The sequence below is a fragment of the Celeribacter marinus genome (genome assembly GCF_965656515.1).
GTDB classification, from domain to species: domain Bacteria; phylum Pseudomonadota; class Alphaproteobacteria; order Rhodobacterales; family Rhodobacteraceae; genus Celeribacter; species Celeribacter marinus_D.
On sequence record NZ_CBFHKW010000001.1, the window covers coordinates 70,559 to 83,339 of the forward strand.

Below are 12,781 nucleotides of genomic sequence, written 5' to 3' on the forward strand. Positions count from 1 at the left end.
TTTTCTCCGAACCTTTGGCCAAAATCGCGGAACAATATCTGCGCAAAGGCTCCAAGGTCTACATCGAAGGCCAACTTGAAACCCGCAAATGGCAAGACCAATCCGGTCAGGACCGCTATTCGACCGAGGTCGTGTTGCGCCCCTACCGTGGCGAGTTGACCCTGCTTGACGCGCGCGGCGGCGAAGGCGGCGGTGGTGGTTACGGTGGCGGGTCACAAGGCGGTGGCGGCTACGACCAAGGGCCATCAGGCGGTTATGATGATGGCGGCCAAGGTGGTGGATACGGCGGTGGATCACAAGGTGGTGCTCAAAGTGGCGGTGGCCGCTCGTCCATGGATGATGACGAGATCCCGTTCTAAACCACATGCGCACGTATGGCGCCAATAGTGGACATAAGACAATCAAAAGCCGCGCAAAATGCGCGGCTTTTTTGTTGGGACATCTGCGACTTGTCCGCGTGTTTCGACGTTAGCGATCAAGCAGCCCCCGCAAAACGTGGTGTCGTCGTTTGTTTGTGCGCGGAAATCCGGAACCGTTCCACCACTTCGATCAGGTTTTGCGCCTCGATAGAAAGCACCTGACTTGCGGCTGTGGTTTCTTCGGTCATCGCAGCGTTTTGCTGCATCGTGGCCTCGAGTTGGCTGGTGGCCGAGTTGATCTCTTGCAGCCCCGTGGATTGCTCGCGCGACGATATCGCGATGCCATCGACGTTTGCGGCGATATCCGAGACGGAGGCAATGATGTCTTTCAATGTCTGACCCGCTTCCCCGACCAAATGCACGCCACGCTGCACCTGACTATTGGACGCCGTGATCAACTGGTTGATTTCACGCGCGGCATCAGACGAGCGTTGCGCGAGGGCGCGCACTTCGGAGGCGACCACGGCAAACCCGCGACCGGCCTCGCCGGCACGTGCGGCCTCAACCCCCGCGTTGAGTGCCAACAGGTTGGTCTGGAACGATATATCGTCAATCACACCAATAATTTTTGAAATTTCGCGCGATGATCCTTCGATCTCGGACATGGCTGAAATGGCTTCACCGACGACCGTTTGACTGAGACCCGCGCGCTCGTTGGTCGCCCGAGAGACAGTGTTTGCCACATCCGCATTCTCCGCCGCGGACGCCACGGCTGCGGTCAACTCATTGATTGCGGACGCTGTATGTTCCAATGACACCGCGGATTTTTCAGTCCGCTTGGACAAATCATGCGTCGCAGAGGCAATTTCGGTCGAAGTGTCATCAATACGCGCCGCACTGGTGGCGATTTTCCCGATCATGTCGGAAAGCGAGGCGACAGCGCTATTGAAATCGGCGCGCAGTGCCTCGTAGGCGGGTGGAAAACTATCAGAGAGATGGACATCCATATCACCATCGGCCAAGCGTGACATCGCTTGAGCCAGGGTACTGACAATTAGTGATTGCTCATCCGCCTGTTGACGGCGCTCCTCATCGGCGGCGCGTTCAAGTGCGGATCTCTCATCGGCGCGGCGCGCCTCCTCTTCGAGGGCCGCGCGTTCTTGTGCGGCATTGCGCTCGTGTTCTTCTTGAGCGCGTTTGTGGCGCTCCGCGAGATCGGCGGCCGCGCGCTCTTGTTCGGCAACAACACGGGCCGCCTCCTCATCGCGCAACCGTTCCCGCTCGATCATACCGTCGCGGAACACGGCCAAAGCGGCGCCCATACGACCAATCTCGCCGCGCGCGGCTCCAAACCCTGTTACAGGGCTCATATCGCCTGACGAGAGACGTTCCGTGACCCGTGTCACCTTAGCCAATGGACGAATGACGCCCAAGAATGTCACCCCAAGGGCCAATAGAAATACCCCCACGCTCAATGCGGCGACAATCAGCATTGTAAACAAACCTGCGTCGACGTTTTGATTTGTCACATCGCTCTCTTCGCTCACGGATTGAAGGATCGTCGTGCCGTAGACTTGTGCTTGCAACGAGAGTGCGGAGACGTAGCTACTTGCCTCGAATGCAGCGTCATCCAATAGCGCGCGCGCCTCAACAACCGCTAAACGCGCTGACAAAACGCCCGTTGCCTCATCCGTCGCGGCCCAAATGGCGTCGAGCGGGGCTTGGGTATCTGCATCTAATGACAGTTGCGTCAAATACTGTTGGATCTGCGACACCCCGCTTTGCGCCGCCGCTTGCGCCGCATTGACGCCTTGTGGATCATCGGCCGAGGCCCCTGTAAGAATAATGGATTGCACCGCGCCCAGCTCATTGTATAGCGCTCTTTTAACCTCAATCTCGTCGAGGCCACGCGTGATATTACCCGCGTCAGAAAGATCTTGCTTCAAGTCTATTACAGCTTGCTCAATCTCGCGCGACAACGACACCTGAACGGCACTCACGGCCGCGCTCAACTCATCCGCCCCCACCAATGTCTGCGTGTCATAATTCAACGCGTCAAGCTGCGCCATCTGCGCGTCACTGATATGGCTTACAATTTGATCAGATGCCTTGAGCACAAGGGCGCGCTCCGCCTCCGGCAGTGGCGCGGCCAAGCGCGCAATCTGCTCGATAGACCGAGTGATATCGGCCAACGCCACCTCCATGTCGTCTTTATTGGAGGCTTGTAGAGTTTGCGACACACCTTCAGACACCAGACCAATGGCCTGAACCATTTGGGAACTGCGCCTTAGCTCTGGCACCGCTTGCGAGCGAAAGCTGTCGATCGCCCCCTTGGATTGTTGGGCAAACGACAGACCTTGGTAGATCGCGCCACCGGTCAACAGTGCCATAATAGTCAATACACCGACCAATTTGACGGCAACGCCGCTAAAAACACTGACAATCCGACCAAGCATATGCATTCACCTTTTTGTAGATGCACCCCGTCCCGATACGCAACAGCGTATCTCAAAACGTCGGCACACAACCTCTCTCCGCATGGGAGCTTGATCGTTTCTACAGTAGAAGGTCTTAATCGAGGTTTAAGTCGCGCCGTTTATTTGGCACGGGCGCGCAACGCATCCTCTAGCGCGCTATGCACAACATCGCGCGGCACATCTGCGGTGACGAAACTATCACCAATCGAGCGCGCCAGAATAAATCTAAGTTGGCCGTCGACCACTTTTTTGTCTTGTGCCATGAGATCAACGAGGGTGGCCGCATCTGGCAATTCGCCTGAAATATCAGATAGATCACACTTGGCGTTCATGTCCTTTAGATGGGCGCGCACACGACTTGGAACCTCTTGACTGCATAGCCCCAAACGTGCCGACACCTCAAATGCCAAGGCACAGCCTATGGCCACGCCCTCGCCATGCAGCAACCGGTCAGAGTAGCCGGTGGCCGCCTCAAGTGCGTGACAAAACGTGTGGCCAAGGTTCAATAAGGCGCGGTCGCCCTGTTCGGTTTCGTCGCGCTCCACAATGTCGGCTTTCATCTGAACCGAGCGTTTGACCGCATAGATCCGTTTGGCAACATCGCCCGCCGCCAAATCGGGTCCGTTCGCTTCCAACCAGTCAAAAAACGCCTCGTCGCCCAACAGACCATATTTTTGCACCTCGCCGTACCCCGCAAGGAAATCGCGCGGCGTCAACGTGCCAAGGGCACTGACATCAGCCAACACCAAAGACGGCTGATGAAACGCCCCGATCAGGTTTTTGCCCGATGGCGAATTGATGCCCGTTTTGCCGCCCACCGAGCTGTCCACTTGCGCCAAAAGCGAGGTCGGAATTTGGACGAACCGCACACCACGGCGCAAAATTGCAGCGGCAAATCCGCCAAGATCACCGATGACACCACCGCCAAAGGCCACCACGATATCGCCGCGCTCAACGTGGTGCGCGATCAACCATTCCACCGCCACTTGGAGCTGCGCCCAACACTTTGTGGCCTCACCCGCCGGCAAGATCAACGCCTCGGACGCAATACCGTGTGCCGACAAGCCGGTTTTGAGCGCCTCGAGATGAAGCGCCGCAACATTGGTGTCAGTTAAGATAAACACCGTCTTTTTGCGGCCCAAGAGCGGTGCAACATGCGCGCCTGCGTCACCAATTAGCCCCTCGCCGATGCGCACATCATAGGCGCGGGTTCCGAGTGGGACGTGCACAGTCTCGAACGTGGTTGCAAACGGGATCATTCTTTGGCCTCCACGGCGATAAGCGGGTCGGATGTCGCATCCTCAGTCACGGTATCTTCGTCCAAATCTTCGTCCAAAATCCCACCATAGGCGCGCAAGGCGTCGATCACCTTGTCGGCCATGCCCTCGATGCTCAAACTGGGTTCGGCCGTCACAATGACCCCCGCCTTTTCGTAAAGCGGGGTGCGGCTTGTGACTAAATCCGTGAGAGTTTCATAGGGGTTGGCCGTGCGCAGCAAGGGACGCGTGTTTTTGTGGCGCACACGGTTCCACAAAATATCCACATCGGCCTTGAGCCAGACAGCCACGCCTTTTTGCGAAATCATATCGCGGTTGGTGCCCGACAAAAATGCCCCGCCGCCCGTGCTCAAAACCACCTGCTTGGTGTCGAGCAGACGGGAGATAACAAGCGTTTCTTTGTCGCGAAAAAACGCCTCACCATAATCGGAAAATATCTCGGCAATTGAACAGTTTGCCGCTTTTTCAATCTCGGCGTCCGAATCGAGAAAATCGACGCCGCATTTAAGTGCGAGCGCCTTTCCAACGGCGGTTTTTCCCGCCCCCATCATGCCGACCAAAGCGACCGTTTTTTTCAGTCCGAGTGCCATTAAAACCCTTTTGCACGGTGTTGCATGCTGCGGCAACATCCCGCTCACAAAAAATTCGCTCTTTCAATGACGTGATCTCCGCGAAAATACCATATATAAAAGATGGATGACACCCGAGCACGGGACAAAACCCGTGCCGTACCGCATTGATGGAGGCAGTTTCTTGCGCAAATTTCTAGTCAGACTCATCGCAATTTTGTTGGGGTTGGCCATTATTGGCCTCGTGGGCTTTGCCTATGTCGGCGACCTGTCGCCCGAGCGTGGCGAAAAATCCGTCCCCGTCTCTGTCACGTTTGAATAGGGGCCGGTCGTGACACAGCGCCTTTTTCGGTCCAGGTTGCGACACGCCGCATGTGGCCTCGCCCTTTGGGGGGGGCTATCGGCGACCGCATTGTCCCAAGAGGCACCAATGTCTGCGATTGACTGGCTGTCGCAACGCCTACAAGAGCCAAGCGCGCCGGCGGCCACACGACCACAAACCCCGCCCAAACCCTCAGACATTTCCGAGAATGCTTTGCCTGAGGACATCACCGTGCGTCCGCTGGGTAAGATTGATATTGATGCAACGGGTTTGTTATCGGCGGCCTCAACGGGTCTGCCGCGCGGACTTTGGGGCGCGTCGACCGCCACGGATTTGTCGCGCCGGATCACCAACATTGCCGCGCGCCGTGATCTCTTGCCTGCCTCGCGCCGCTTGCTCAACACTTTGATCCTGACCGAATTGGACCCACCCATGGCTGCGGGCGGTGACGGGCGATTGTTTCGCGCCCGTCTTGATGCGCTGTTGGCGCAGGGATTGCTTGATGAAGCGGACGCGATGATGGCGCGTTCGGGCACCACGGACCCAAGCATCTTTCGCCGCTCGTTTGACACCAAACTCTTGCTCGGAACCGAAAACGAGGCCTGCGCGCAGCTGACCTCGACCCCCGGTCTCTCCCCGACATTGCAGGCAAAAGTGTTTTGTCTGGCGCGCGCGGGCGATTGGAATGCGGCCGCTCTCACGTTGGAGACCTCTGACGCGCTTGGCCTGATTGATGCGGAACAATCCGAGTTGCTCGCCCGTTTTCTGGACCCCGAGTTGTTCGAGGATGCGCCGACACTGACCGCGCCAAAAGATCCGTCCCCTTTGACATTCCGCCTTATGGAGGCGATTGGCGAACCGCTCCCGACCGTGACGCTACCGTTGGCCTTTGCGCAATCTGATCTGCGCTCATCCAACGGATGGAAAGCGCGCGCAACAGCTGCCGAGCGCTTGGCACGCGTGGGCGCACTTGATCCAAACCGATGGCTTGGCATTTGGTCGGAACACCTGCCTGCCGCCTCTGGCGGGATTTGGGACCGTATCGATGTGCTGCAACGCTTTGAAATAGCATTGAACTCCAACAACCCCGTAGCGGTTGGGCGCGCGTTGACCCCCGTGTGGGACGAGATGCGCCGTGCGGGTTTGCAATCAGTGTTCGCCGATCTGTTTGCTACACGTTTGGCCGCCCTACCCCTGAGTGCGGACCAAGCCGAAGTCGCGTTAGAGGTGGCCCTGTTGTCTAAGGACTACGAATTACTGGCACTGGATTATAGCGCGACGCAGAGCGACCGCGTGACCTTGCTGACAAGTCTAGCGGTGGGCGATGTTCCTGCGACCCGTCCGCGTGATGCCTTGGAACGCGCTATCCTTGACGGGTTTCGGCGTGACGGGGTGCCTGTGCGCCTCAACGGGCTTGTCGAGAACCGGCGCTTGGGCGAGGCGATTTTGCGCGCGATTGAACTCCTCGAAGGGGGTGCTGCGGGTGATCTGGATGAATTGTCCGATGCCTTACAGTTTTTCCGCTCGATCGGACTTGGGGTCACGGCGCGCCGCGCGGCGTTGGAGCTTTTGCTTTTGGAGCGGCGCGGATGAGCCTAAACCACCGCTGGATTTCATTCTTTGCCGAGGCACAACTGGCCGAACAAGGCGCCGCAGAGAACACGCGATTGTCCTATGGTCGTGATTTAATTGATTTCTCGGACTTTTTAACGGCACGGGCGGCTGATTTCGAGACGGCGACCCGCAAGCACGTCGAGGAGTACCTGATCCGCTGCGAGGCTGAGGGATTGGCGCAATCCACACGGGCGCGCCGTCTGTCATCGATCAAGCAACTCTTCCGCTTTGCCTTCGAGGAAAGTTGGCGCGCGGATAATCCTGCGATCCAGATCAAGGGACCGGGGCGCGCCAAACGCCTGCCAAAAATCCTGACCGAGGATGAAGTATCGCGCCTGTTGGACGCGGCGCGCCGCACAGGGCGCACCCCATCCGAGCGCTTGCGCAATACCGCGCTGATGGAGCTTTTGTACGCCACGGGGATGCGCGTCACCGAACTGGTGTCACTGCCTGTGGCGGCCGTACGGGGTGATCCACGCATGATTTTGGTGCGCGGCAAAGGGGGCAAGGAGCGGATGGTTCCACTGTCGCCTCCGGCCCGTGCGGCCCTCATTGAGTGGCTGGACGCATGGGCCGCGGACCAAGAGGCGGCGCGGGCCAAGGGCATCAAACCGTCGACGTTTCTCTTTCCGTCACGCGGCAAGGACGGCTATCTCACCCGCGTGAGCTTTTATCAGACGATAAAGACATTTGCCGTTGCTGCGGGCATTTCTGCGGACAAGGTAACCCCGCACACATTGCGCCACGCCTTCGCCACGCATTTGTTGGCCAACGGGGCCGACCTTCGGGCGATTCAGACGCTTTTGGGCCATGCCGATCTGTCGACGACAGAGATTTACACCCACGTCCTTGACGCAAGGCTGAAAGAATTGGTGCTAGGTCATCATCCCTTGGCAAAGGATTGATGCCGCCACCTCTTGCACAGTGGACCGCCCGCCCCCATAACCAACTGCATGACAGATACAGCATCCCTTCTTGATTTTGCCTTTTGGGGCACTTGCGCGGCCATCATCGGCCTTTTGGTTCTTTCGGCCTTTTTCTCGGGCTCGGAAACCGCACTCACGGCCGCCTCACGCGGCAAGTTGCGCGCACAGGCCGACAAAGGGTCTGCGGGCGCAGAACGTGCGCTAAAAGTGACCGAAGATAGCGAACGGTTGATCGGCTCCGTTCTCTTGGGCAACAACCTTGTCAACATCCTCGCCACGTCTTTGGCCACGGCGCTGTTTACGCGCGTGTTTGGTGACAACGGCGTGGCCTTGGCCACGTTGATTATGACGGGACTTGTGTTGGTCTTTGCTGAAGTTTTGCCCAAAACATATGCCATCACCAACCCCGAGACAGCCGCGTCCCGCGTCGCACGGCCAATTGGCATTGTTGTCGCGGTGTTCTCGCCCGTTGTGTCCTTTGTGCGCGCCCTTGTGCGGTCCCTTTTGGGACTTTTGGGCGTCGAGACCGATCCAGAGGCGGATATTCTCGCCGTCAAAGACGAGATTGCAGGCGCCATCGCCCTTGGCCACGTCGAGGGCACAGTCGAGAAAGAAGACCGCGACCGCATTCTGGGTGCACTCGACCTGTCGGAACGCACCGTCGAAGAGATCATGCTTCACCGCTCCCAAATCGAGATGATCGACATTGGTTCCTCACCTGTTGAGGTTTTGGAGGCCTGTCTCAAATCCCCCCATACCCGTTTGCCCCTGTACCGTGACGACCCAGAAAACATCGTCGGGGTCATCCACGCTAAAGACCTGTTGCGCGCTATGTACAAGGAGCGCGAAGACGGCACAGGCGGACAAGATTACACCGGTTTCGACGTCTTATCCGTTGCGATGAAACCCTATTTTGTGCCGGAAACCACCACGCTTGATGATCAAATGCGCCAATTCTTGCGCCGTCACACCCATTTTGCCCTCGTGGTCGATGAATATGGCGCGTTGCAGGGCTTGATCACGCTTGAAGACATCTTGGAAGAGATCGTGGGCGAGATCACAGACGAATTCGATACGTCCGAGGCTGCCCCTGTGCGCTCGAAAGAAACAGGGGATTGGATCATCGACGCAGCTATGACCATTCGCGATTTCAACCGCTCTACCGAATGCAACCTCCCTGACGAAGAGGCAAACACCATGGCCGGTCTTGTGATCCATGAGGCACAGATGATCCCGATGGCAGGTCAGGTATTTTCATTTCACGGCTACCGGTTCGAGGTCGCCGACCGCAAAGACAACCGCATCACCAAGTTGCGCATTCGCCCTCTGACGGACGCCTGAACGCGCACCCTCACACCAAACGGCTCTCGCCCGAAGGACACCCTATGCTTTCCTACCAACACGGCTTTCACGCGGGCAATCTCGCGGACGTGCAAAAACACGCGCTGCTCGCGACCATGCTCGATTACATGACGCAAAAAGACAAACCGGTGAGCTATATCGAGACCCACGCGGGGCGTGCCTTGTATGATCTGTCGGGAGAACAATCGCAAAAGACCGGCGAAGCGGCGCAAGGCATTGAAAAAGTGGGGCAATGGTTCAAAGGCAGCCACCCCTATGCCCGCGCCCGCCGCGCCATTGCCAAGACCCACGGGGCCAATATGTACCCTGGCTCCCCTGCAATCGCTCAGGCGCTGTTGCGTCCGACCGACCAGTTGCATCTGGCAGAGTTGCACCCGCAAGAGTTCTCGCACCTCAAAGAGGCCACCGCCGCGTCGCCCTCCATGGCGGGGCTGCACATCAAACAGATTGACGGGATGCAATTTGCGCAATCGGTCTGTCCGCCAGAGCCACGGCGCGGCTTGATGCTCATTGATCCCTCCTATGAGGTCAAAACCGAGTTTGAGGATTTCCCGTCACAGATCTACAAACTGCACCGTAAATGGAATGTTGGCATCATCGCACTTTGGTATCCCGTGCTCAAGAACGGCACGCATTTGCCGCTTGTTGACGGGATGAAACGCGCCAATTTCCCCAAATGCCTGCACCACGAAGTGCGCTTTCGTCCTGCGCAAAAGGGCCACGGAATGCACGGCTCTGGCATGTTCATCATCAACGCCCCGTGGGGTGTCGCCGATGAGGCCGCGCGCCTGACCAAGCTGTTCAACGTGCTCTAAAACAAAGCGCGCTTCGCACTATGGTCCGTTTGGACCCTAAGCGAAGCGCGTAACGCGTGTCGCCGCGCAATTAACGTCCTTTGAACAGCCCGCCCAAAATGCCGCGCACGATGCGGCGTCCTGTGGTGCCTTTGAGTTCTTTGATCACCAGATTGGTCACGGTTGCGGCGACCCCGCTGTCCTTTGTCGTGCGGCGCGATGTGGAGCGGCCATAGTCTTTTGTCTCGTAGCGGCGTGCCTTGGAAAATTCGCGCTCCAACTCCTTGCGGCGCTTGTCGTCCTCTTTCGCCTGTGCCGCGGCCAATTCGGCGGCGTCTTCGGCGGCTTCTGCGGCCTCGGCCTCGGCTGCTGCGGTGTCCGCACGCTTGGTCAGCAGTTCGAACGCGCTTTCACGGTCCAGTTTGGCCTCGTATTTGCCCGCAATCGGGGAGCTATCGATTAGCGCCTGACGCTGTGCTTGCGTGAGCGGGCCAAGCTGACTTGACGGTGGGCGGATCAGGGTTTTCTCGGCAATCCCCGGCGCGCCTTTGGCTACGAGGAACGATGTGACCGCCTCGCCCGTGCCCACCGATTTGATCGCCTCTTCGATGTCAAAGCGCGGATTGGCGCGGTAGGTTTCTGCGGCCATGCGCAGGGCCTTTTGGTCGCGCGCGGTAAAGGCCCGTAGCGCGTGCTGCACGCGGTTGCCCAACTGGCCTAGAATGTCCTCTGGCACGTCATCGGGGTTTTGGGTGACGAAATAGACACCGACCCCTTTGGAGCGAATGAGGCGCGCCACTTGCTCGACCTTGTTCACCAATGCTTTGGGCGCGTCATCAAAGAGCAAATGCGCCTCGTCAAAGAAGAATACCAGCTTGGGCTTGTCCGGATTACCGACCTCAGGCAGTTCCTCGAACAACTCGGACAGCAACCACAACAAGAAGGTGGCATAGAGTTTTGGCGAGGCCATCAGCTTGTCGGAGGCCAGAATGGAAATGCGCCCGCGCCCGTCCGTGTCGGTGCGCATCATATCGGCTAATTCCAACGCAGGTTCGCCAAACAGGTTGTAGCCGCCTTGGTTTTCCAACACCAAAAGTGCGCGTTGAATGGCACCGACCGATGAGGTTGACACATTGCCGTAGCGCAGTGAGAGCGTATCAGCGTTTTCACCGACCCAGACAAGCAAGGCCTGTAGGTCTTTGAGGTCAAGCAGCGGCAGACCCTGTTCATCGGAGACGCGAAACGCGATGTTGAGCACGCCCTCTTGCGCCTCGGTCAGCTGCAACAGCTGTGTCAGCAAAAGCGGCCCCATTTCCGCGACCGTGGTGCGGATCGGGTGGCCTTGTTCGCCGTAGAGATCCCAAAACGTCACAGGGAAACTGTCGTAGGTATATCGATCCCCAAGACCAATGGTCTCGGCCCGCGATGTAAAAGCGTCATGCAGTTTGAAATCGGGGCTACCCGCATGGCCCAAGCCGGACAAATCGCCTTTGACGTCGGACAAGAACACCGGCACGCCCGCCGCCGAAAACCCCTCTGCCAGGATTTGCAGGGTTACAGTTTTACCCGTACCCGTGGCCCCCGCGATCAATCCATGGCGGTTGCCGTATTTCAACAATAGCTCTTGGGCTTCGCCGTAACCAACACCACCGCCGCCGACAAAAATGCTCTGATCCGTCTCGCTCATTCTTTGAACCCCTGATTCCCTATTCTTTCGTCGGTCTTTTCAATACTTTCGGCGCTACAATACTTATTTAACCTTATCGTGCCAGTCTAAGTGTATCTAAACACCTCCCTGTTTGGATATATGTCCTCCCTGACAGACTGGCCGCGTGATTTTTCTCGCGGCCTTTTTTGTCATAAACAAAAGTACGCTGTCCTGCGGAATGTACGATTACAAAAAACCGTTGACCCGCGCAAATGATCGACTTAGCATTTGCCCATAAGTCGACCAAGTTCGGCGGGGAGAAAATAGATCACCAGATCAAAGAGAGCTTTGGCGCCGCCAAGGCTCTTTTTGTTTGGACGCTATACGCGGCAATCCGCAATTATCCGCTAGTCTCCCGTTCAAGGTTAATTTCGCGCCTGACAGCTCTCGTTAGCCGTGATAGGACGTCCCCGACAAGAATTCAGGAGATACACAGTCCCATGGCCCTAACGTCCCAATCGGTTCTCAATCACGTTCGTATCGCAGGTCTCGCAGCCCTTTTGGCAGGGACCGCGTTCAGCGCCAGCTTTGCCCAAGAGGCCACACCAGACGCGGCTGCGACAGGCACCGCGATTGAGGCCCCCGCAGACGGGACATCCGATGCAGCCCCTGCGGACGCCGCACCACAAGCCGCACCTGCGACTGATCCGGATCTGGGCAAAACCTACACCGTTGAAACCCACGGAGATTGGGAAATCCGGTGCGTAAAACTAGGCGAAGGTCAAAAAGATCCATGCACAATGTATCAGCTCTTGCTCGACACACAGGGCAATCAAGTCGCTGAGATCACATTGTTCAAACTGCCCGATGGTCAAGAAGCGGCTGCAGGCGGCACAATGATTGCTCCCCTTGGAACCGCACTTCAGCCCGGGATCGGACTGTCGATTGATAGCGGTCAGGCCAAACGCTACCCGTTCGCATTTTGCAACCAAATCGGCTGTTTCTCTCGCATCGGGTTCACCACCGCCGAGGTTGCCGCGTTCAAAGCGGGTTCAAAAGCCAAGGTCACAGTGGTGCCTGTAAATGCCCCAGACGGGAAGATGGTCGAACTCAGCGCGTCCCTCACAGGGTTCACCGCAGCTTACGACGCAGTGGCCAAACTCAACGCACAATAATCGCGCAACACCTATAACAATAGCAAAACGCCGCTCCCTATCGGGGCGGCGTTTTTCTTTTTAGATCAGAAATTTACGACAACATTCTAGCTGGCTTTGCGCAGCGCTATAACCGCATTCAGCCCGCCAAACGCAAAGGCGTTAGACAGCACAACATCTACCGATGCATCGCGCGCCTCATTGGGCACCACGTCAAGTGCACATTCGGGGTCAGGCTCCTCATAGTTGATCGTCGGCGCAATCACCCCGTCCTTAAGG

At 57.6% G+C, this 12,781-nt stretch carries 11 protein-coding genes and 1 pseudogene; 7 read left to right on the forward strand and 5 right to left on the reverse strand.

Annotation, left to right across the window (positions count from 1 at the left end; genetic code table 11):
* The coding region (gene ssb / locus ACTG34_RS00335) for a single-stranded DNA-binding protein (RefSeq protein WP_439103068.1) at positions 1–359 on the forward strand (359 nt) is incomplete at its 5' end.
* A gap of 116 nt (positions 360–475) precedes the next feature.
* Here the strand turns inward: ssb and ACTG34_RS00340 are convergent.
* The 3 genes from ACTG34_RS00340 to ACTG34_RS00350 all read right to left on the reverse strand — a co-directional run bounded on the left by ACTG34_RS00340 (position 476) and on the right by ACTG34_RS00350 (position 4,703).
* Positions 476–2,815 carry a methyl-accepting chemotaxis protein gene (locus ACTG34_RS00340; RefSeq protein WP_439103070.1) on the reverse strand — a complete coding sequence of 780 codons (2,340 nt, stop codon included), beginning with the start codon at positions 2,813–2,815 and terminating at the stop codon, positions 476–478.
* Positions 2,816–2,955: 140 nt separating this feature from the next.
* Positions 2,956–4,095 carry a 3-dehydroquinate synthase gene (gene aroB, locus ACTG34_RS00345; protein ID WP_439103071.1) on the reverse strand — a complete coding sequence of 380 codons (1,140 nt, stop codon included), beginning with the start codon at positions 4,093–4,095 and terminating at the stop codon, positions 2,956–2,958.
* Entirely contained in the window at positions 4,092–4,703 is a 612-nt protein-coding gene (locus ACTG34_RS00350; protein ID WP_439103072.1) for a shikimate kinase, read from the reverse strand. The genes aroB and ACTG34_RS00350 overlap by 4 nt, the downstream gene beginning before the upstream one ends.
* 163 nt (positions 4,704–4,866) lie before the next feature.
* Here ACTG34_RS00350 and ACTG34_RS00355 point away from each other — a divergent pair, with 163 nt between their 5' ends.
* Genes ACTG34_RS00355 through ACTG34_RS00375 form a run of 5 tightly spaced genes read left to right on the forward strand, consistent with a single transcriptional unit; the run spans position 4,867 to position 9,721 of the window.
* Positions 4,867–5,004 (forward strand): hypothetical protein, encoded by a 138-nt coding sequence (locus tag ACTG34_RS00355; protein WP_439103073.1) that lies wholly within the window; start codon positions 4,867–4,869, stop codon positions 5,002–5,004.
* Positions 5,005–5,013: 9 nt separating this feature from the next.
* Positions 5,014–6,597, forward strand: coding sequence for a hypothetical protein (locus tag ACTG34_RS00360; protein ID WP_439103074.1), 1,584 nt, complete (start codon positions 5,014–5,016; stop codon positions 6,595–6,597).
* On the forward strand, positions 6,594–7,523 hold the full coding sequence (locus tag ACTG34_RS00365; RefSeq protein WP_439103075.1) for a site-specific tyrosine recombinase XerD: 930 nt from the start codon (positions 6,594–6,596) through the stop codon (positions 7,521–7,523). The genes ACTG34_RS00360 and ACTG34_RS00365 overlap by 4 nt, the downstream gene beginning before the upstream one ends.
* A gap of 48 nt (positions 7,524–7,571) precedes the next feature.
* Entirely contained in the window at positions 7,572–8,885 is a 1,314-nt protein-coding gene (locus ACTG34_RS00370; protein ID WP_439103076.1) for an HlyC/CorC family transporter, read from the forward strand.
* A 44-nt stretch (positions 8,886–8,929) separates the two neighbouring features.
* Positions 8,930–9,721, forward strand: coding sequence for a 23S rRNA (adenine(2030)-N(6))-methyltransferase RlmJ (locus ACTG34_RS00375; RefSeq protein WP_062215453.1), 792 nt, complete (start codon positions 8,930–8,932; stop codon positions 9,719–9,721).
* Positions 9,722–9,791: 70 nt separating this feature from the next.
* Here ACTG34_RS00375 and ACTG34_RS00380 read toward each other — a convergent pair whose 3' ends face one another.
* Positions 9,792–11,387, reverse strand: a complete 1,596-nt coding sequence (locus ACTG34_RS00380) for a helicase HerA-like domain-containing protein (RefSeq protein ID WP_439103077.1) — start codon at positions 11,385–11,387, stop codon at positions 9,792–9,794.
* A gap of 461 nt (positions 11,388–11,848) precedes the next feature.
* Between ACTG34_RS00380 and ACTG34_RS00385 the strand changes: the two genes are divergently transcribed.
* Positions 11,849–12,523, forward strand: coding sequence for an invasion associated locus B family protein (locus ACTG34_RS00385; RefSeq protein WP_439103079.1), 675 nt, complete (start codon positions 11,849–11,851; stop codon positions 12,521–12,523).
* An 86-nt stretch (positions 12,524–12,609) separates the two neighbouring features.
* On the opposite strand, the pseudogene ACTG34_RS00390 reads toward ACTG34_RS00385, so the two are convergent.
* Positions 12,610–12,781: pseudogene (locus tag ACTG34_RS00390) on the reverse strand (beta-ACP synthase); the annotation flags it as partial.